Source organism: Empedobacter falsenii (assembly GCF_019308355.1).
GTDB classification, from domain to species: Bacteria; Bacteroidota; Bacteroidia; order Flavobacteriales; family Weeksellaceae; genus Empedobacter; species Empedobacter falsenii_B.
The window spans coordinates 15,932-34,980 of sequence record NZ_JAAGKM010000004.1 but is presented as its reverse complement, the minus strand read 5'-3'; the positions used below and the strand labels follow the sequence as shown (position 1 = coordinate 34,980).

The following is a 19,049-nucleotide window of genomic DNA, read 5'->3' as shown; positions in this document are numbered from 1 at the left end:
GAAATGTCTTAATTTATTAAAAAGTTAGGTGATGAAAAATATTAAATTTACACTTTTAGGAGTAGCTTTTACAGCCATGTTAGCTGTTGGTGTAAATGCTCAAGATAGAGGTCAAAGAGGTGGTGAGAGAAGTTCTTCTTCAAGAGAAGCAACTTCAAGAAGTAAAGGGAATGGACGCTCTGAAATGGCTAGAACAGAAAATAGAACTAGTCGTATTGAAGGAAATAGAACAGAAAGAATAGATCGAGGTAATTTTACGAATGAATCTTGGAAAAATTCTACAAATAGAACTGAACGTGAAACGAGTACACGTATAGATAGAAATAATACAGCGATTGTAAGTAGTAGATCAAGTTCTAATAAAGATTGGAATAATAGTGGAAATAACAGAGAAAATAACCAAGGTAATCAAGGTAATAGATCTGAGAGTTTAAAAAACAGAGATTTCTACAACAATCCAGTTCGTATAAATTCTAGCTCATACAACAGAGGAAACCGACCAGTTTCTAATGTGAATGTAAGAAACTATAACAAGTATTCGTATAATAGTTATAATTTCTACGGAAACAATGGTATTTACTATCGTCCTTATAACAGTGGATATGTGAGATATATGCCATACGTAGGATTTAGAATTAATATTTTACCAGTAGGTTATGTAACAATTAATATTGGTAATAGAAATCCATATTATTTCTACGAAGGTGTTTATTACAGCCCAAATAGAAATTATTATGAAGTAGTTCAAGCTCCTCTAGGTGCTATCGTATATGCGTTACCAGCAGGATATGAAAGAGTAGATTATGGAGGCGAATATCTGTATGAATTTGGAGGTGTTTTGTACCAAAAAATTTACAACAGAGGAACAAGAGCTTATCAAGTAGTAGGTTATTTAGATTAGTATAGGTTTTAGTAGTTAAGCAAAAGCCCAAACAGATTGTCTGTTTGGGCTTTTCTTGTGTAGCGAAGAGCAGAATCGAACTGCCGACCTCAGGGTTATGAATCCTGCGCTCTAACCATCTGAGCTACCTCGCCTAAATTTTAATTTTTGCAAAGGTAATTTTTTTTAGATTTTATAACAAAACTTATTTTGATTTTCTTTGGTAGATACAATTCATTTTATATCTTGCGACTTCAATAAAATAGAATTATGCCAAAAAAGAAATATCAAGTAGAATTTTCAATCAAGTCTTCACCGTCTTTGCTATATAACTATATTTCAAACCCTTCTGGTTTATCAGAATGGTTTGCAGATAACGTAAATTCTCGTGGAGAAAAATATACTTTTATTTGGGATGGACACGAAGAATCTGCATTTTTGATGAAATCTAAGCAAGATGGATACGTGCGCTTTCAATGGGAATATGATGAAGATACAAAATATTTCTTCGAATTAACAATTGTAGAAGACGATTTAACGAACGATGTATCATTAGTTATTACAGATTTTGCTGATGAAGACGAAGTAGAAGAATCAAAACAATTGTGGGAAAGTCAAATTGAAGATCTAAAAAAAATCTTAGGATCTGTTTAAAATCTATTATTTTGAAAATTAACTTAGGTGGCGTTATTGTCGAAAAAGCAAATGCAGAAATAGGAATTCAGAACAGAGCTTTTCGTAATGGTGATGCTGTAAAAGAAATTTTGCGATTTGTAAATGGTGAAATTATTGATTGGGAAGATCATTATTTCAATCTAATGGCTTCTATGCGTATTTACCGTATGAATATTCCGTTAGATTTTACACCAGAATTTTTTCAAGAACAAATCAATTTATTAGCAGAAGCAAATCAGACCAAATCAGGGAAAGTAGAATTTTTTGCGTTCAGAAATGATGAGGGCGATTATCTAAAAGCATCCATCAATTATTTGATTTCCATTGAAAATAGTGAAAATGATTGGGAGTTTTTACAAGCTGAAAACGAAATTGATGTTTACAAAGATTATGCAATCAATACTGCATTTTATTCACTTGTAAATACGTATCGTCCAGAAGAAAATATTGCAGAAATCTATCGTTTAGAGAATGATTATGCTGATATTATTTTGCTAAATGCAAACAAAAAAATGGCGCGTTCTTTACGAGGAAATATTTTTGTTGTGAATGGAGAAACGATTCGTACACCGAAAAAAGAAGAAGGTGTTATTACTAGTGTTTTGAGAAATAATTTCATTACAAAAATTAATAAAGCCGAAGAATTTAAAGTAGAAGAAGTCGAAATTTTTCCATTTGAAATTCAGAAGGCAGAAGAAGTTTTCATTTTGATTGATGGAATTGGAATTTTACCAATTACCAAAAATCGTAAAAAAGAATACACTTTAGACAAAACAAAATCGATTTTTAAATATTTATAATCGATTAATTCATAGAAGGATCAGCGGGGGTGTTTAGCCAAATTAAGTTCTCACCTCCAAGCTGTTTCATCAATTTTTTCCACAAATCAGCATCCCAACGCTCAAAAATATCAAAATCCAAATCCGTTACAGCCCACGAATTGTTGTTTAATTCATCTTTGATTTGCTTTGGTGCCCAACCACAATATCCAATAAAAAACTTGATTTCATCTTGACTAATCAAATTCTGATTTACTGCATCACGCACATCTTCATATACGCCAGACCAATATAAATTTTCAGTAATTTTTTCACTATTTCTGATTAAATCAGGTCGTTTGTGAATATAATAGATGTTTTCTTTATCGACAGGTCCACCTTCAAAAACAATAGATGCAGACTCCATTTCAGATACAAAAATACTAATCGGAATATGAGATGAATGATTAAGAATAAAACCAATACTTCCAGATTCTAAGTGTTCTGTAATTAAAATTACACTTCGCTGAAAAATATCGTTACTTAATGTTGGTTTTGCGACCAAAATAGCTCCTTTTTTTATACTTTTGATAGACATTTTTGTTTCGGTTTTGTTACGTGAAATCTTAACGAAATATACAATTAGCTGTTTAAAAATATAAAATAATCATTAATGAAACAAGATTTAAGTTATAAAAGAAAAGTTTACGAAAAACAGTCGATGAATTTTGATTCGTTAAGAGAAAATCCGATCGAACAATTTCGTGATTGGTTTCTGCAAGCTGAAGAATCGGATGGAGTGGATGAAGCAAATGCGATGTCTGTTGCAACGATTGGTGAAGATGGATTTCCGAGAACGCGTGTTGTTTTATTGAAAAGATATACGGACGAAGGTTTTATTTTTTATACGAATTACAACAGTCAGAAAGGAAAAGCTTTATTAGAAAATCCGAAAGTTTGTTTGTCATTTTTTTGGCCATTTCTAGAAAGACAGATTATTATAAAAGGTGTGGCTGAAAAAACTTCGGATAATAATTCGGATGGATATTTCGAAACACGTCCAAGAAGTAGCCAGTTAGGCGCTTGGATTTCGGCGCAAAGTTCTGTGATTGATGAGCACGAAGATTTGGCGGCAGAGGAATTGGAATTAGAAAAAAAATACGAAGGAAAAGAAATTCCTCGTCCAGCACATTGGGGAGGTTTCTTGATTCGCCCAACTGAGATAGAGTTTTGGCAAGGACGTCCAAGTCGTTTACACGATAGAGTTCGTTATGTTTTACAAGACGATTTTGATTGGAAAAAAGAGCGTTTAGCACCTTAAGATATAAAATAAAAGCCTCTAATTAAGAGGCTTTTGTGTGTTTATTATGTTTTGATTATTTCTTAAACTCTTGTGCAGTTTTACGAATAATCGCTAAACATTCGTGTAATTGTTCTTCGTTCATCACTAAAGGAGGAGCGAAACGAATGATGTTTCCGTGTGTAGGTTTGGCTAATAATCCGTTGTCTTTCATTGCAACACAGAAATTCCATGCTGTTTCAGATTCTGGTGTATCGTTGATTAAAATTGCATTTAATAAACCTTTTCCACGAACTGATTTGAATAATGGAAATTCTTCAGCCATTTTCGTGATTTCTGTTCTAAAAATTTGTCCTAATTTTTCAGAATTTTCAGCTAATTTTTCGTCCAAAACAACTTGCAAAGCTTCTGTAGCAACAGCCGCAGCTAATGGATTACCTCCATAAGTAGAACCGTGTTGTCCTGGTTTGATGACATTCATTATTTCATCATTTGCTAAAACTGCAGATACTGGATAAGCTCCACCTGAAACGGCTTTACCTAAGATTAAAACATCAGCATCAATATTTTCGTGATCGATTGCTAACATTTTTCCTGTACGTGCGATTCCTGTTTGAATTTCGTCCGCGATAAATAAAACATTATGTTGTTTACATAATTCTTCACAAGCTTTCAAATATCCTTCAGAAGGTACATTAACACCAGCTTCTCCTTGAATTGGTTCTACTAAGAATCCACAAATTTTATCTGCTTTTTCTTCTAAAATTTGTTTCAAAGCTTCAACATCATTGTATTCTACAGCTTCGAAACCACTTGTGTAAGGATTGAAATTTTTACGTGCATCTTCATCATTCGAGAAAGAAATAATAGTAGTTGTACGACCATGGAAATTGTCTTTACATACTACAATAATCGCTTCACCAGTTGGAATTCCTTTCTTTTCGTAACCCCATTTACGAGCAATTTTTAGCGCTGTTTCTACAGCTTCTGCACCCGTATTCATTGGCAATACTTGATCGAAACCGAATAATTCTGTGATAAATTTTTCGTATTTTCCTAATTCCGCATTATAAAAAGCACGAGAAGTTAACGTTAATTTTTCGGCTTGATCTTTCAACGCTTTAATAATTCTAGGATGACAGTGACCTTGATTAACAGCTGAATAAGCTGATAAAAAGTCGAAATATTTTTTTCCATCAACACCCCAAACGTAAACACCTTCACCTTTTTCCAATACAACTGGAAGTGGGTGATAGTTATGCGCTCCGTATTTTTCTTCTAATGCAATTAATTCTGCTGATTTTTCCATGTAATGATTTGTTTTTGTTTGTTCGTAATATTTTATAAAAAAACCGACAAATAATGGTCGGTTCTATTTCGTTTCTAAATTTTTCTCAATTAATTGAATATCTTTTCCAAAGAATTTTTTTGCCACTTTTATAATATTATCTGTATTGTCAGAAATATAAAATGTATAGTTTGCAACAGTATCTTTCGCAGCCAATTTTCCTTCTTTTGCCAATTGATAAATTACTTGATTCACGACAATTAAAGGTGAATTTACGATATCAACTTTTCCTTCAAATACTTGATTGATTTCTTTTTCCAGATGTGTATAATGCGTACATCCTAAAATAATCGAATCAATTCCTTCTAATTTTTTGTTCAATAAATACGTTTCTAAAACTGCTTTAGAAATCGTAGAATTTGTAAAACCCTCTTCGATAACAGGTACTAAGAGAGGAGTAGCCATTTCAATAACCGTAATATGTTTATTTCGACGACGAATTGCTTTCTTGTACGCGCCCAAATTTACAGTTGCTTTTGTTGCAATAACACCTATCTTTTCTCTTAATTCGAACGAAACTTTCTCCGCAACAGGCGAAATAACATCGATAACAGGAACATCTTTTCCTGCAGCTTCTCTAATTTCTTTCAACGAATTAGCGGTTGCAGAATTACATGCAACTAAAATCGCTTTACAATTATTGTCTATTAAAAAATTAGTAATGTCTACCGAAAATTGTGTAATCGCTTCTTTCGATTTTTCTCCATAAGGCAAATTTTGAGTATCGCCAAAATAGATCAAACTTTCGTTTGGTAGCAGACGTTTTATTTCTTTTGCAAACGTCAAACCACCAACTCCAGAGTCGAAAACACCAATTGGTCTGTTATCATTCATATCGCAAATTTAACAAATTAATTGATGTAAAATAATCTAGAAGCAATTCCGTCTGCGAAAAATTTTGCTTCGGGTTTCAAAATAATTTTATTTTCTTTCTTTTCGACTAAATTTTCGTTGATTAATTGATTGAGTTCTTGATGAAAAGAATTAACTAAAGGTTGAGAAAATTCTGAATTAATTCGATTTAAATCTATTCCATAAATTGTTCTCAATCCTATCATTATCATTTCATTAAATTTTTCTACTTCATTTAAAACTTCAATTTCTTGAGGTAGATTATTTTCGTTGATAGCTTGTATGTATTTAGAATTATTTGCAATGTTCCAAGCACGAGTTTTTCCGTTATAAGAATGCGCAGAAGGTCCAATTCCTAAATAATGAATTCCTTTCCAATAATTAGAATTGTGTAAAGAAAAATACTCTTCTTTTCCGAAATTGGAGATTTCATATTGAATAAAATCATTCGAAGTTAAAGTGTCAACTAAAAGTTGAAATTGTTCGTTTTGACGATCTTCATCAACCGGTTTTGTGATTCCTTTTTTGATTTGATGATCTAAAATTGTTTTTTCTTCGACTGTTAACGCATAAGAAGAAATATGTGGAACATTCAGCTCAATTGCTTTTTGCAAATTTTGCTTCCACATTTCGTTGGTTGTGGTCGTAGAACCATAAATCAAATCAATAGTGATATTTTCGAAACCAAAATCTTGCGCCAATTTTATCGAAGTTTCAGCTTCTTGTGCATTATGTGCGCGATTCATTAATTTCAAATCTTCTTCAAAAAATGATTGAACACCAATCGAAAAACGATTAATCGGAGTTGATTTTAAGAAATTAAGTTTTTCTTTATTCAAATCATCAGGATTCGCTTCGAGTGTAATTTCCTTTAAATTTTTGGTTGAATAATTTTTATAAATCGTTTCGAAAATACTTTCTAATTCAATTTCGGACAGGATAGAAGGTGTTCCTCCTCCAAAATAAATCGTTTCTAAAGGTGTTGAAATTTCATCTTTTCTGATCTCAAGTTCTTTATTAATTGCTTGAATTAAATTTGATTTATGTTGAAGATTTGTCGAAAAATGAAAGTCGCAATAGCTGCATTTTTGTTTACAAAACGGGATATGAATATAAATTCCTGCCAAAATATTATGATTTGAAGCAAAATTATAATGAAATTATAGGCTAAAAAAATTGTTATAAAAAAAACTAAAAATTAATATTGGTTTTGTAAATAAATCTTATATCTTTATCAACGAAAATAAAATACTATGAATAAAGGAACTGTAAAATTCTTTAATGAAGAAAAAGGATACGGATTTATTAAAGATGACGAATCAGGAAAAGAGTACTTCGTACACGTTTCTGGTTTAACAGACAAAGTAGCTCAAAACGATAAAGTATCTTTTGACTTAGAACAAGGAAAAAAAGGCATCAACGCCGTTAATGTGAAAGTAATCTAATTAATATATTATCTCAACATATTTCTTGTAAGCGACCTATTTAGGTCGCTTTTTTTATTCTTTGATTTCGTCGCTATTTTGATAAAACTCTGCATCACGAAGCAATTCATTCACGAAATGATACAATCTTCCTAGCTGATATTTTGCCAAATAATGACCATATAAACTCGCTAAATAGGTTCCTAAAGTAATCAATAATGCAATAGGAATACTCCAAATCCATACACTATTTCCTTGTACAATATATTCGGAAACCGCATAAGAGCCTAAGGTGATAAAAATAGCTCCGCTCAAACCATACAAAAATGCGAAAAATGTCCAAACATTAGAAGGCGGACCAATAATTCCTCTTACAACCAAATAGTTAGGATGATCATCGTCATCTTCAATTCTGATTTGTAATTGCGGGTGCCAATATTTATCCTTGTCTTTGCGGACACGAATCATCGCAACTTCCTGATTGGCATAACCTCCGTATTCAATAGAATTTGTTTCAAGGTGTTTTTTGATTAAATCAATAAATTCTTGTTTTGATAAATGCGTAAAAACCTTAAAACGTGGTCGGCTTAAAAGAGATTTAATTGGAACTTTTTGGCTCATATTCTATTACTTTCTTTAAATTTACAATAAATGTTTAGATTATGACAAAAATCATTTCTGATACTTATGAGAAAATTTATGAAATAGTTCGTCAAATTCCCGAAGGACGTGTTTCTACTTATGGTTTGATAGCAAAATATATAGGAGAAAAATTTTCTGCGCGTGTGGTTGGCTATGCGATGAATCATGCACATAATCGAGAAGATGTTCCTGCGCATCGTGTTGTAAACAGAAATGGTTTGTTAACTGGAAAACATCATTTTAATCCTTCGAGTTTGATGCAGCAATTGTTAGAGAATGAAGGTGTGGAGATTATAAATGATAAAGTGATTAATTTTAAAGAAATTGTATGGGATCCGAATGAATCTCATTAAAATCTGTAACAAAATTTACTTTCTTCTTACTAATTTTACAAATCAAATGATATAGAAAATGGAATTTTTATTGCAAGCTCAAGGCTTAACAAGAAAATATAAAGATAAAGTTGCGCTTAATAATTTTAGTATCAATATTCCACAAGGTTCTATTTATGGACTTTTGGGACCAAATGGTGCTGGAAAAACGACTTTTATTCGTATTGTCAATCAAATTACAGCGCCAGATAGCGGGACAATTTTGTTGAATGGAGAACCTTTGACGAAAAAATCAATCGGTCAAGTTGGTTATATGCCAGAAGAACGTGGTTTGTACAAGAATATGAAGGTTGGAGAACAGGCACTGTATTTTGCAAAACTGAAAGGTCTTTCTTCTGCGGAAGCTAAAAAACGTACCGAATATTGGTTCGAGAAACTTGATATGATGTCTTGGTGGAACAAGAAATTGAGCGAGTTGTCGAAAGGAATGGGACAAAAAGTTCAGTTTGTGATTACAGTTATTCACAATCCTTCTTTGCTGATTTTTGATGAACCTTTTAGTGGTTTTGATCCTGTAAATGCACAAATTATTGCGAATGAAATTCTTGAATTAAGAGATAAAGGAACGACAATTATTTTTTCGACGCATCGTATGGAATCTGTAGAGGAAATGTGTGATCATGTTGCTTTGATTAATCAATCGAATAAAGTATTAGATGGAACAATTGAAGAAGTTAGAAATCAATTTAAGACAGGGAAATTTTCGATTCAATTGAATGAAATTCCCGCTGATTCTCTTCAAAATTTAGCGAATGAATTTGAGATTTCGGATGTACGAAACATTAATCAACGAACTGAATTTAATTTGTTGTACAATAAAGAAACACCAACCAATGTGATTTTAGATAAATTGATGCAAGTGGGGCAAGTTCATCAATTCAAAGAAATTATTCCTTCGATGAATGATGTGTTTTTGGAAGCCGTCAAACAAAGTTCAATTCCTAATCTTTAAGCTAATTTTCAAATGAAAAATATATTTTTAGTTGCACAACGCGAGTTCTTTTCTCAAGTAAAAAACAAAGCGTTTATTGTTATGACTTTTCTTTCGCCTTTGTTGATTGTTGGGGCAGGAGCGGTGATTTTCTTTTTGAGTTCTGCGAATAATTCGGAAGTGAAAAATATTGCAATTGTAGATGAAAGTACAGAGTTTGTAACCTCGTTTAAATCGACTAAACAAATGATGTTCAGTATTTACACGCCTCAAGAGTTGAAATCTATCAAAGATACTTTGAAAGGAAGCGAATATTTGAATGCGATTCTTCATATTCCGAAAAATACAGATGGAAATTATGATAATATTGAGAAAAATACTGAATTAATCACAAATGGAAATCTTGGAATTACTGATCGTGAAAAACTTTCGAGAACGATTAGTGATAAAATAGTAAAAGAAAAACAGGCAAAATCTGGTATTGACAAAGCGGCTTTAGAAGCTTCTAAGGCACGTGTTAACCTGAATGTTTTTAACGTTACAGACGGAAAAGAAGATAAAGGAATGGAGTTGAAAATCGGATTATCGATGTTTTTAACTTACATTATTTTCATGTTTGTGATGATTTATGGTGTAAAAGTAATGCGTTCTGTGGTTGAAGAAAAAAATAATCGTGTTGTCGAAATTATCATTTCTTCTGTAAAACCTTTCGAATTAATGATGGGTAAAATCTTAGGAACGACAATGGTTGCAGTCACGCAATTTGCAATATGGATTGGAATGACAATGGGGTTATTGATTTTATTTCCAACAATTGCTGCTTCAAGAATGGATATGTCGCAACAAATGATGAATCAAGCACAATTAGCCGAGACTAATCCAGATATGATGCAAAAAGTAACAGAAATTAGCGAAGTATTGTTAACGTTTAATTATCCGTTAATCATTTTTGCTTTTATTTCTTATTTTATCTTAGGATATTTGTTCTACAGCTCTGTTTTCGCGGCAATTGGTTCTGCGGTTGACAATGATACAGATACGCAACAATTTACATATTTTCCTTTAGTTCCGATGATGATTGGACTTTACGGAAGTATGACAACTTTCGAAAATCCTGATGGTCCAGTTGCTTTTTGGTTATCAATGATTCCATTGACTTCTCCCATCTCAATGATTACTCGAATTCCGTTCGATGTTCCGATTTGGCAATTAGCTTTATCCTTATTTTTGCTGTTAATCAGTACAATATTTATGGTTTATATTGCTGGAAAAATCTATAGAATTGGGATTTTAATTTATGGTAAAAAACCAACTGTGAAAGAAATGATTAAATGGGTTTCTTATAAAAACTAATTTTACACAACTTATAAAACTAAAAAAAGAGCTTGATTTATCAAGCTCTTTTTTTAATCGTCTATCGTATCTTTTTTGATGATTTTCGTATTATTTGGTACTTTTCCGTATAAAAAGTCGAGGTATATTTTACTGTAAGAATTAAATAATTGAAGTAATTTGAAATAATTTACATCATTCAATTCTATTTTAGATTCGGTATTTGTTAATGCATTTTCAATGAAATCTCTGATTTTGAATTTCGGAATTTTTAAATCATTTGTGAAATAATCTTCACCAAAATAATTCTTAATTTTTGTAATTTTATCGTATTTATCTTCATAATCAAGCAATGCTTTTCGTTGTTTGGCTTTACCAGAAAAAACATCATAAATACGCCCAATATCCAATCTCGTCAACGTAATATCTCCACTCAAAAATCCAGCTTTCAACGAAGATGTGTCTTTTATAGGTTTGATATCAGGATTAACACCAAGACTTTTATAAAGTTTTGTTACAACATCAGCTTTTTTTCCATTTTTGACATCTTTTTCAAGAATTCCTGTCAATTTTTGACCAATATATGCGGTATTCAATTGAATTGTCTGCACAGCTAAATGCACTACAATTGTTTGTTTATTGAACAAATTTGGTCTTAAGATAATTAGTCGATTTTCGTACCAATCAGATTGTATTTTTAGCGTGTCATTTACTTTTGCTTGAATAAGAAAAGTTCCTGTAAAATTAGAAATTGTTGTATGATTTGTTCTCAGATTTGTAACGTAAACTCCTTCTGCTGTATCGTCAGAATCATCAATGATAATGTTTCCCTGAACCCATTTTTCTTGTGCGAAAATAAAATTCGACAACAGCAATATTAGAATGGTAAATAGTGATTTCAATTGTTCGTGATTATACGTTTAATTATTTGTACGAAGATAAGTCTTAATAAATTAGCATCAATTTTGTTAACGTTTATTGGCTAAATTTTAAAAATCTATTAAGAATTATTGATTTTTGTTTTGATTTAATTCATTCAAATAATCTTTCGCATAAGATTCTAAATCAATCATTATCGTACCAAATTGTCTGCTCAAAACTTTTTCTTGAAGCGGATAACGTGCATTAACATAATATAAAAATTCTTCTATTTTATATTCAGGAATTTGTAATTGATTAGTATAAAAATCTGTTGGATAATAATGTTTAACTTCTTGAACAAGAGAAAGTTTTGTTTCATAATTACGTACACGACGTTGCTCACGGTAAAAACCATTTATATGACCAATTAATCGAACAGGATTTAAAACATCCATTGGTTTGAATTTGGCAATATCTCTTTTAGGTTCTAAATCTCGTAAACGTTGATCAAGTCCCATTTTATCGTACAAATCTGTTTTATTATCCTTATGATATTTAGGCTGCAAAGGACCTTTACCAACTGTAGCACCACTCAATTCAATTGTTTCAATATCCAAATGTGCTTGTAAAAAACCTTTGTTGTAAATATTTTGGTTGATTACAATTTTTCTAGGAATCAAAAAATCTGCTTCAAACAAAATCGTGTCGCCAACATTTGCTTGGATAGAATAATAACCCGAAGGGCTTGTATATGTCTTACTTTCTGACGTCAGATTTTCTATACGAGCACCAGAAACTGAGGAAATATAATCGTTTCCTTCGTCTACAACCACAGAACCAGTAATCAACTTATTTTGTGCAAAGCTGATGAATGGAAATATAAATAGTGTGTATGTTAACCAATATCGCATGTTAGATTTAACCTTTTATTTTTTGTTTCATTTTCGACCAACGATAATTTCGGATGAATTTTTCTTGATCTCGATTTACCATTTTTTTTGTACCATTAATTTTAGCTTCAAAAAAACCTTTCAAATAATACAAAATATATGTGGGTTTCTTTTTACGTAAAGCCAATTTTGTGCCAGCAATTAATGTAATCCAAAATCCATAACCTAATGCATAATAAGCCGCACCTTGTTTGTAAAGTGCCGATTTATTGTAACTAGCACCAGTTGGTTTTAGATGTTTGATGTGTAAAGATTCGTCTGTAACAACTTTCCAACCATAATATTTACACAACAATTCGTCTACTGTATCCCAACCCATATGTGCGCGTAATCCACCAATTTTTTCGTAACAATTTTTTCTATACGCCTTAAATGCGCCACGAATATGGTCTTTATCTGTCAGATTTTCAAGAATCCATTTTCCGTCCTTATCAATATACGCAAAACCACCAACCATTGCAATATCTTCATCTTGATTAAAATGAGTTAAAATAGTCTCAAAATAATTGAACGGAATATCTAAATCAGCATCCAATTTAACAATAATATCATAATTAGGATCAATGATTTCGTAACCTTTCAAGAAAGCTTGTATCACTTTGCTTCCTGGCTGATGTTCACCTTTTGATAAGATATTTCTTAATTTGATGAACGGATATTTAGCTGTAAATTCTTCTACAATTTGTTGTGTTTTATCGGTTGAATGATCATTTACAACAATCACTTCATATGGTAAAACAGTTTGATTAACGAGAGAATTTAGCGTAATCGCAATAAAATCTTCTTCGTTATGTGCAGGTATAACAATAGAGTATTTAGTAAGTAAAGTCTTTTTTTCGTTCTGTGTAGACAGCATAATATCTTGGTGTAATTCTTCTTAATAAGGGTCTTATTCCCAGTTTGTTTGATGGATGCGTCCATTTGTGACGATGTATTACATTCCATCCAGCTTTTTCCATTAACATGTCAAATTGCCAATCTTCAAATTCGTGATAATGTACATCTCGCGCATCATTTTGATTACGATAAGCAGGCGAAAACCACAAACGCATCGGAATTGAAGCTAATAATTTATCTCCAGGCAAATTTCTTAGCACTTCCATTGGATTTACCGAATGTTCTAAAATTTCTAAAGCCGTTACAAAGTTAGCATCATAATTTTGCAAATCCTTATAATAATAGTCCAAATCGTCGCCATTTGTATTTTTTACATCAAAACCATTTTCCAACATCACATCTGTAAAAGGATTTTTGATTCCTAAATCAAGAATTTTATCAGTAGGTTGAGCAAATTGTTTCAGCAAAGCTAAGGTTTCATTGTATCTTTTTTGTGGATATATTTTGTACATTGTGTTAGTTGTTTTCGGATGATAAATTTAATCATCTATTTTAATATTGCTCGTTTCTATTTTAAATTTTTTTATTGCAAATTTGCCAGATGAAAACGATTGGATATTATCGATTACGAAACAAAAATAAAGTAGAAGGTTTTGCGAAGGAGATAGATGGAGTGACCTATTTTAAAGGTTATAACGAGTTTTCTTGGCACGAAAATGCTTTACAATTTGATACCATAGATATTGGAATAGATATATTGGATAAACGAAATCGACGATTATTTACCAATGATATTGTGTTGTATAAAGTCTCTAAAAAACCATTCTTGCGTACAGGTTTTGTCGTTTACGAACCAAAACTGAAAGAATTTGGAATCGTAGATCAACAAAGTTTTCATTTTACACCTTTCTATGTTGAAGGTTTGTGTTTATTCGATCATGATAAACTCGAAGTGATTTCTCATTTATTTACGAAGAAAGAGGTTTCTAAGTAAGTTTAACGAGATTTTTCCATTAATTAAATTTGAAAGAAAGCAAAATTGACTGTACATTTGGGTCGTGAAACTATGGGCAACTAAAATTTTAATTTTTTTATATATAACAACTTCAACTCAATTATGTCAGTTATATAAATTGCCTGTGTTTATTTCTCATTTTATTGAACATGATAAAGGAGGAGATTTTTTGGATGAAATGAAAACTTTTTTAGTTCATCATTATGGTGGACATGAGGTTGATGCGGATTGGGAAACTGACCAAAAATTACCTTTCATGAAAGTTGAGTTTGTTCATATCGACTTTTTTTTCTCTCCTATAAAACTCTTTGATATTTTACACTTAGATAAAGAAATTTCTACCACTTCAATCAAAATATTTGATGAAGATTTTTTACATACTTATTATTTAGATTCTATCTGGCAACCGCCAAAACAAGCGTGATTTTTTTTAGATTTATGATAGATTGATTCTTTCAATTTATCCAATTTCAGCTATTTACAACTTGTATTTAGCACATTTTTAATCTATACAATTTTACGATGTTAAATAAAATTATTGATTTTTCAATCAAGAATAAATTTATCGTGGGTTTGTTTACGTTGGCTTTGTTGATATTTGGTATTTACGATGCGACAAAATTACCCATTGATGCACAACCTGATATTACATCTAATCAGGTTCAAATTATCACTGTAGCGCCTTCTTTTAGTGCAGAAGATATTGAGCGTTTAGTGACTTTTCCTATCGAACAAGCTAATTCTAATATTGGTGGGATTACCGAAATTCGTAGTTTTTCTCGTTTTGGATTATCATTGGTAACCATTGTTTTTGATGACAATACAGATGTTTATTGGGCGCGACAACAAGTAAGTGAACGATTGATTCAGGTTCAAAATGAGATTCCCGAAGGTATTGGAGAACCACAACTTGGTCCAATTTCGACAGGTTTGGGCGAAATCTATCAATATGTTGTTCGTCCCGCCGAAGGTTACGAAGATCAATATGATGAAACTGAATTAAGAACAATTCAAGACTGGATTGTTCGTCGTCAACTTTTAGGCGTTCCTGGTGTGGCAGATGTGAGTAGTTTCGGTGGAAAATTGAAACAATACGAAATTGCAATTGATCCGCAACGTTTACAATCTTTTAGTCTGACAATTAATGATTTATTTGATGCACTGAGTGAGAATAATCAAAATACAGGTGGAGCTTATATCGAAAAAGGTCCTACTTCTTTATTCATCCGTTCTGAAGGTTTAATTGGTAACATCGAAGATATCGAAAATATTTTGGTCAAACGTTCGCAAAGTGGAACACCTATTTTATTGAGAGATGTTGCAGACGTAAAAACTGGCTTTGCTACGCGCTATGGTGCAATGACATATAACGATACAGGTGAAGTTTCTGGTGCAATTGTTATGATGTTGAAAGGAGCAAATAGTAACGAAGTGGTTAAGAATGTACAACAACGTATCGAAGAAATCAAAAAGACATTACCTGATGGAGTTGTTATTGAACCTTTCTTAGACCGTAAAAAAATGGTTGACAATACTATTCATACGGTTGAAACGAATTTACTTGAAGGAGCCTTAATCGTTGTCTTTATTTTGGTACTTTTCTTAGGTAATTTACGTGCTGGTTTTATTGTAGCTTCTGTCATTCCTCTGGCCTTATTATTCGCGATTATTATGATGAATATTTTTGGTGTAGGTGGAAACTTGATGAGTCTAGGCGCATTAGATTTCGGATTAATTGTTGACGGAGCTGTGATTATTGTAGAAGCGGCGATGCATCAGTTAGCGCACAACAAAAAGTTTGGGTTGAAGAACAAATTAACACAAACAGAAATGGATCAAACAGTTGGTTCTTCAGCTAAAAAAATGGTGAATTCGGCTGTTTTTGGTCAAATTATTATTCTAATTGTTTATTTACCAATTTTTACTTTACAAGGAATAGAAGGAAAAATGTTCAAACCAATGGCGCAAACAGTTGCTTTCGCATTGATTGGTGCATTTATTCTTTCGTTGACTTATGTTCCGATGATGACCAGCTTATTCTTAAGTAAAAAGAAGAAAGTGAAACCAAATTTATCGGATCGTGTAATGGCTAAAATTGAGATTTTCCATCAGAAATATTTAATCAAAGCCTTAAAAGTTCGTACTATTATTTTAGCAATTGTGCTTTCTCTATTTGCTATTGCTGTTTTTGTGATGTCTCGTTTAGGTGGAGAATTTATTCCAGCTTTAGAAGAAGGCGATTTTGCTGTGGAAGCACGTATTTTACCAGGAAGTAATATTACGACAACAATAGAATACACAAATAAGGCAGCTAAAATACTGAAAGATCGTTTCCCTGAAGTTGAAATGGTTGTGACAAAAATTGGGAGTGGAGAGATTCCTACCGAGCCAATGCCAATGGATGCAGGAGATATGATTATTGTACTGAAACCTAAAAAAGAATGGACTTCTGCCACAACTTTTCCAGAATTATCGAATAAAATGAGTAAAGCTTTGGAAGATGTTCCAGGACTTTCAACGGGATTTCAATTTCCTGTTCAGATGCGTTTTAACGAATTAATGACAGGAGCACGACAAGATGTGGTGGTGAAAATATTTGGTGAAAATTTAGATAGTTTAGCTAATAATGCAGATAAATTAGGAAAAATAATCAATACTGTAAAAGGAGCGCAAGACTTATATATCGAACCAATTAATGGAATTCCGCAAGTTGTGATTGAGTTTGATCGTGCTTTATTAGCGCAATATGGATTGAGTATTGGAGAAGCAAATCGAATTATTAATATGGCTTTTGCAGGACAATCTACTGGAATGGTTTTCGAAGGTGAAAAACGTTTTGATATGGTGGTTCGTTTGGCAGAAGATAAACGCGAGAATATAGAAGATATTCGAAATTTATTGATTCCTACTGCTTCTGGAATTCAGATTCCATTGAATCAATTAGCAAAAGTAGATTATAAAAATACGCCAAATCAAATTCAGCGCGAAGATGCAAAACGTAGAATTGTTGTTGGATTTAATGTAAAAGGACGCGATATAGAGAGTGTTGTGCAAGAGTTGCAACAAAAGGTTGATGCTCAAGTCAAACTTCCTACAGGATATTATGCGACTTATGGTGGAGCTTTCGAAAATTTGAATCATGCAAAAGCTCGCTTAGGTATTGCTGTTCCAGTCGCCTTGGTTTTGATTTTTGTGTTGTTATTCTTTGCATTCAAATCAATCAAAGAAAGTTTATTAATTTATACAGCCATTCCGCTTTCTTCAATCGGTGGAATACTATTCTTAGCTGCGCGAGATATGCCTTTTAGTATTAGTGCTGGAGTTGGATTTATCGCCCTTTTTGGAATTGCTGTTCTAAACGGAATTGTATTAATATCAGAATACAATCGTCTACGTGATAACGGAATTAAAAATACAACTCGAATTGTTATTATGGGAACACGAACTCGTCTTCGTCCTGTCCTAATGACAGCAGCTGTAGCCTCTTTAGGTTTCTTACCAATGGCTCTTAGTAATGGTTCGGGTGCAGAAGTTCAACGTCCATTAGCAACTGTTGTTATCGGAGGATTAATGGGTGCAACTTTTCTTACCCTTTTTGTTTTACCAATTTTATATGTTATGTTCGAAAATATTCATTTTAAAAAGAAATCAACTCGTCATAAATCAATTCCTACAGCTATTTTATTAGTTTTAGTTTTGTTTGGAGCAACTGCCAATGCGCAAGAACGTATGAGTTTTGATGAGGTTGTCAAGTTAGCTGACGCGAATAACCTCGAAATTAAACAAGCAGAATTGACTACTGTTTATCATGAGAAAAATGTATTTGCCAATCGTTCGCTTTCACCTTTAGATATAGCTGCGGAATTTGGACAAGTGAATTCGGGTGAATTTGATAACAAGTTTACTATTTCGCAATCGTTTCAATTTCCTGTGGTTTTTAAACGTCAAAAAGCTTTGAACGAACAAATGATCAGTACTTCTAAAGCAAATGAACAATTGACGAAAGTTGAAATTAAACAACGATTAGCCAATTTGTATGTCAATATGCAAAATACAGAATATCAACAAGATTTATTGAAAGAAAATGAATTGATTTACCAAGAGTTTTTGAAGAAAGCAAATTTACGTTTGAAAAAAGGTGAATCAAACCGAAGTGAGGTTTCAACGGCTATTATTCAGTTGAAATCGATTCAAAATCAATTGAGATTAGTTGAGAATGAATTAGAAAATGAATCAAGACAAATTCAATTTTTAACCAATTCATCATTCAAAATTTATCCAACAAAAGATGGTGTAAATTGGAATGGAATTGCAGGATTATCTGTTTTAGATGCACATCCAATGTTAAAATTAGCGGAAGAAAATATTCAGACTTCAACGCTGGAAACTGAAGTTGAGAAATCGAAAAAAGTTCCAGTTTTAACAGTTGGATATTCAAATCAAAGCTTTTCTGATTTGGACAAAAATCGATACAATTCTTTTCAAGTAGGAGTTGGCTTACCTTTGTTTAATAGAGGAATTAATTCGTCAATCGAAGCCTCAAAAGTTAAAACTGATCTTGCAAAACAAGCGTATACTTTACAACAATCGAAGTTGCAACAAGATTTTGATGTATTAAAAAATAAAGTAAATGCTTACGAAGAAATGGTAGGGGATTTTGAACAATCTCAACTTCCTGCTGCGAATGATTTACAAAAAACAATTAATCGTCAATTACTAGAAGGAGAGATTAATTTTTTGGATTGGGTGATTCTGAATAATCAAATCATCGAAGTGAAAACAAAGTTTTTAGAAGCAAAGAATCTACGTAATCAGGCTTATGCCGCAATGACTTTTTATACTGCACAATAAT

Annotated in this window: 20 protein-coding genes and 1 tRNA gene; 11 read left to right on the top strand and 10 right to left on the bottom strand. The window is 32.1% G+C overall.

Translation table 11 applies throughout. From position 1 onward, the window contains the following. The first annotated feature begins 31 nt into the window (after nucleotides 1-31). Nucleotides 32-901, top strand: coding sequence for a DUF6515 family protein (locus G0Q09_RS03125; protein ID WP_219033940.1), 870 nt, complete (start codon nucleotides 32-34; stop codon nucleotides 899-901). Between the two features lie 60 nt (nucleotides 902-961). Here the strand turns inward: G0Q09_RS03125 and G0Q09_RS03120 are convergent. Beyond that, a tRNA-Met gene (locus G0Q09_RS03120) sits at nucleotides 962-1,035 on the bottom strand. A 115-nt stretch (nucleotides 1,036-1,150) separates the two neighbouring features. On the opposite strand from G0Q09_RS03120, the gene G0Q09_RS03115 reads away from it, so the two are divergent. Both G0Q09_RS03115 and G0Q09_RS03110 read left to right on the top strand, forming a co-directional pair. Beyond that, the gene (locus G0Q09_RS03115) at nucleotides 1,151-1,534 is read left to right on the top strand and encodes an START-like domain-containing protein (RefSeq protein ID WP_038330532.1); all 384 of its coding nucleotides are present in this window, start codon (nucleotides 1,151-1,153) and stop codon (nucleotides 1,532-1,534) included. Between the two features lie 11 nt (nucleotides 1,535-1,545). Then, on the top strand, nucleotides 1,546-2,355 hold the full coding sequence (locus tag G0Q09_RS03110; protein ID WP_219033939.1) for an aminotransferase class IV: 810 nt from the start codon (nucleotides 1,546-1,548) through the stop codon (nucleotides 2,353-2,355). Between the two features lie 4 nt (nucleotides 2,356-2,359). Here G0Q09_RS03110 and G0Q09_RS03105 read toward each other — a convergent pair whose 3' ends face one another. Then, the gene (locus G0Q09_RS03105; RefSeq protein WP_219033938.1) at nucleotides 2,360-2,911 is read right to left on the bottom strand and encodes a YqgE/AlgH family protein; all 552 of its coding nucleotides are present in this window, start codon (nucleotides 2,909-2,911) and stop codon (nucleotides 2,360-2,362) included. A 75-nt stretch (nucleotides 2,912-2,986) separates the two neighbouring features. Between G0Q09_RS03105 and pdxH the strand changes: the two genes are divergently transcribed. Next, the gene (pdxH, locus tag G0Q09_RS03100; RefSeq protein WP_115000403.1) at nucleotides 2,987-3,634 is read left to right on the top strand and encodes a pyridoxamine 5'-phosphate oxidase; all 648 of its coding nucleotides are present in this window, start codon (nucleotides 2,987-2,989) and stop codon (nucleotides 3,632-3,634) included. A gap of 55 nt (nucleotides 3,635-3,689) precedes the next feature. Here the strand turns inward: pdxH and rocD are convergent, their stop codons facing one another. From rocD to hemW, 3 genes are all read right to left on the bottom strand, one after another. After that, the gene (rocD, locus tag G0Q09_RS03095; RefSeq protein WP_219033937.1) at nucleotides 3,690-4,922 is read right to left on the bottom strand and encodes an ornithine--oxo-acid transaminase; all 1,233 of its coding nucleotides are present in this window, start codon (nucleotides 4,920-4,922) and stop codon (nucleotides 3,690-3,692) included. A gap of 63 nt (nucleotides 4,923-4,985) precedes the next feature. Beyond that, nucleotides 4,986-5,795, bottom strand: coding sequence for a glutamate racemase (murI, locus tag G0Q09_RS03090; protein ID WP_219033936.1), 810 nt, complete (start codon nucleotides 5,793-5,795; stop codon nucleotides 4,986-4,988). Nucleotides 5,796-5,812: 17 nt separating this feature from the next. Further along, complete coding sequence (gene hemW / locus G0Q09_RS03085; protein WP_115000397.1) at nucleotides 5,813-6,940, bottom strand: radical SAM family heme chaperone HemW; 1,128 nt, start codon at nucleotides 6,938-6,940, stop codon at nucleotides 5,813-5,815. 126 nt (nucleotides 6,941-7,066) lie between these two features. Here hemW and G0Q09_RS03080 point away from each other — a divergent pair, with 126 nt between their 5' ends. After that, complete coding sequence (locus G0Q09_RS03080) at nucleotides 7,067-7,258, top strand: cold-shock protein (RefSeq protein ID WP_038330556.1); 192 nt, start codon at nucleotides 7,067-7,069, stop codon at nucleotides 7,256-7,258. A gap of 54 nt (nucleotides 7,259-7,312) precedes the next feature. On the opposite strand, the gene G0Q09_RS03075 is transcribed toward G0Q09_RS03080, so the two are convergent. Beyond that, nucleotides 7,313-7,858 (bottom strand): hypothetical protein, encoded by a 546-nt coding sequence (locus tag G0Q09_RS03075; RefSeq protein ID WP_219033935.1) that lies wholly within the window; start codon nucleotides 7,856-7,858, stop codon nucleotides 7,313-7,315. A 41-nt stretch (nucleotides 7,859-7,899) separates the two neighbouring features. Here G0Q09_RS03075 and G0Q09_RS03070 point away from each other — a divergent pair, with 41 nt between their 5' ends. From G0Q09_RS03070 to G0Q09_RS03060, 3 genes are read left to right on the top strand one after another with little or no spacing between them, the layout of a single operon-like run. Next, a complete protein-coding gene (locus G0Q09_RS03070; protein WP_115000393.1) occupies nucleotides 7,900-8,232 on the top strand; it encodes an MGMT family protein in 333 nt (110 codons plus the stop codon). A gap of 58 nt (nucleotides 8,233-8,290) precedes the next feature. Then, nucleotides 8,291-9,223, top strand: coding sequence for an ABC transporter ATP-binding protein (locus G0Q09_RS03065; RefSeq protein ID WP_038330560.1), 933 nt, complete (start codon nucleotides 8,291-8,293; stop codon nucleotides 9,221-9,223). 12 nt (nucleotides 9,224-9,235) lie between these two features. Next, nucleotides 9,236-10,555, top strand: coding sequence for an ABC transporter permease (locus G0Q09_RS03060; RefSeq protein WP_219033934.1), 1,320 nt, complete (start codon nucleotides 9,236-9,238; stop codon nucleotides 10,553-10,555). Between the two features lie 53 nt (nucleotides 10,556-10,608). Here G0Q09_RS03060 and G0Q09_RS03055 read toward each other — a convergent pair whose 3' ends face one another. The 4 genes from G0Q09_RS03055 to G0Q09_RS03040 all read right to left on the bottom strand — a co-directional run bounded on the left by G0Q09_RS03055 (nucleotide 10,609) and on the right by G0Q09_RS03040 (nucleotide 13,694). Further along, entirely contained in the window at nucleotides 10,609-11,403 is a 795-nt protein-coding gene (locus G0Q09_RS03055) for a hypothetical protein (RefSeq protein ID WP_257468040.1), read from the bottom strand. A gap of 138 nt (nucleotides 11,404-11,541) precedes the next feature. Then, entirely contained in the window at nucleotides 11,542-12,306 is a 765-nt protein-coding gene (locus G0Q09_RS03050) for a hypothetical protein (RefSeq protein ID WP_219033933.1), read from the bottom strand. A gap of 7 nt (nucleotides 12,307-12,313) precedes the next feature. Beyond that, on the bottom strand, nucleotides 12,314-13,201 hold the full coding sequence (locus G0Q09_RS03045) for a glycosyltransferase family 2 protein (protein WP_219033932.1): 888 nt from the start codon (nucleotides 13,199-13,201) through the stop codon (nucleotides 12,314-12,316). Beyond that, complete coding sequence (locus G0Q09_RS03040; protein ID WP_219033931.1) at nucleotides 13,161-13,694, bottom strand: class I SAM-dependent methyltransferase; 534 nt, start codon at nucleotides 13,692-13,694, stop codon at nucleotides 13,161-13,163. The genes G0Q09_RS03045 and G0Q09_RS03040 overlap by 41 nt, the downstream gene beginning before the upstream one ends. An 89-nt stretch (nucleotides 13,695-13,783) precedes the next feature. Here G0Q09_RS03040 and G0Q09_RS03035 point away from each other — a divergent pair, with 89 nt between their 5' ends. The 3 genes from G0Q09_RS03035 to G0Q09_RS03025 all read left to right on the top strand — a co-directional run bounded on the left by G0Q09_RS03035 (nucleotide 13,784) and on the right by G0Q09_RS03025 (nucleotide 19,048). Then, entirely contained in the window at nucleotides 13,784-14,176 is a 393-nt protein-coding gene (locus tag G0Q09_RS03035; protein WP_125349490.1) for a hypothetical protein, read from the top strand. A gap of 139 nt (nucleotides 14,177-14,315) precedes the next feature. Continuing rightward, entirely contained in the window at nucleotides 14,316-14,621 is a 306-nt protein-coding gene (locus G0Q09_RS03030; RefSeq protein WP_125349491.1) for a hypothetical protein, read from the top strand. Between the two features lie 98 nt (nucleotides 14,622-14,719). Further along, nucleotides 14,720-19,048 (top strand): CusA/CzcA family heavy metal efflux RND transporter, encoded by a 4,329-nt coding sequence (locus tag G0Q09_RS03025; protein WP_219033930.1) that lies wholly within the window; start codon nucleotides 14,720-14,722, stop codon nucleotides 19,046-19,048. Nucleotide 19,049: the final 1 nt, after the last annotated feature.

Bases quoted from the DNA above. Each gene is read 5' to 3' on its own strand.
- G0Q09_RS03125 (WP_219033940.1), top strand. From the start codon at position 32: ATGAAAAATATTAAATTTACACTTTTAGGAGTAGCTTTTACAGCCATG.
- G0Q09_RS03115 (WP_038330532.1), top strand. From the start codon at position 1,151: ATGCCAAAAAAGAAATATCAAGTAGAATTTTCAATCAAGTCTTCACCG.
- G0Q09_RS03105 (WP_219033938.1), bottom strand. From the start codon at position 2,911: ATGTCTATCAAAAGTATAAAAAAAGGAGCTATTTTGGTCGCAAAACCA.
- pdxH (WP_115000403.1), top strand. From the start codon at position 2,987: ATGAAACAAGATTTAAGTTATAAAAGAAAAGTTTACGAAAAACAGTCG.
- rocD (WP_219033937.1), bottom strand. From the start codon at position 4,922: ATGGAAAAATCAGCAGAATTAATTGCATTAGAAGAAAAATACGGAGCG.
- murI (WP_219033936.1), bottom strand. From the start codon at position 5,795: ATGAATGATAACAGACCAATTGGTGTTTTCGACTCTGGAGTTGGTGGT.
- G0Q09_RS03080 (WP_038330556.1), top strand. From the start codon at position 7,067: ATGAATAAAGGAACTGTAAAATTCTTTAATGAAGAAAAAGGATACGGA.
- G0Q09_RS03075 (WP_219033935.1), bottom strand. From the start codon at position 7,858: ATGAGCCAAAAAGTTCCAATTAAATCTCTTTTAAGCCGACCACGTTTT.
- G0Q09_RS03070 (WP_115000393.1), top strand. From the start codon at position 7,900: ATGACAAAAATCATTTCTGATACTTATGAGAAAATTTATGAAATAGTT.
- G0Q09_RS03065 (WP_038330560.1), top strand. From the start codon at position 8,291: ATGGAATTTTTATTGCAAGCTCAAGGCTTAACAAGAAAATATAAAGAT.
- G0Q09_RS03060 (WP_219033934.1), top strand. From the start codon at position 9,236: ATGAAAAATATATTTTTAGTTGCACAACGCGAGTTCTTTTCTCAAGTA.
- G0Q09_RS03050 (WP_219033933.1), bottom strand. From the start codon at position 12,306: ATGCGATATTGGTTAACATACACACTATTTATATTTCCATTCATCAGC.
- G0Q09_RS03045 (WP_219033932.1), bottom strand. From the start codon at position 13,201: ATGCTGTCTACACAGAACGAAAAAAAGACTTTACTTACTAAATACTCT.
- G0Q09_RS03040 (WP_219033931.1), bottom strand. From the start codon at position 13,694: ATGTACAAAATATATCCACAAAAAAGATACAATGAAACCTTAGCTTTG.
- G0Q09_RS03035 (WP_125349490.1), top strand. From the start codon at position 13,784: ATGAAAACGATTGGATATTATCGATTACGAAACAAAAATAAAGTAGAA.
- G0Q09_RS03025 (WP_219033930.1), top strand. From the start codon at position 14,720: ATGTTAAATAAAATTATTGATTTTTCAATCAAGAATAAATTTATCGTG.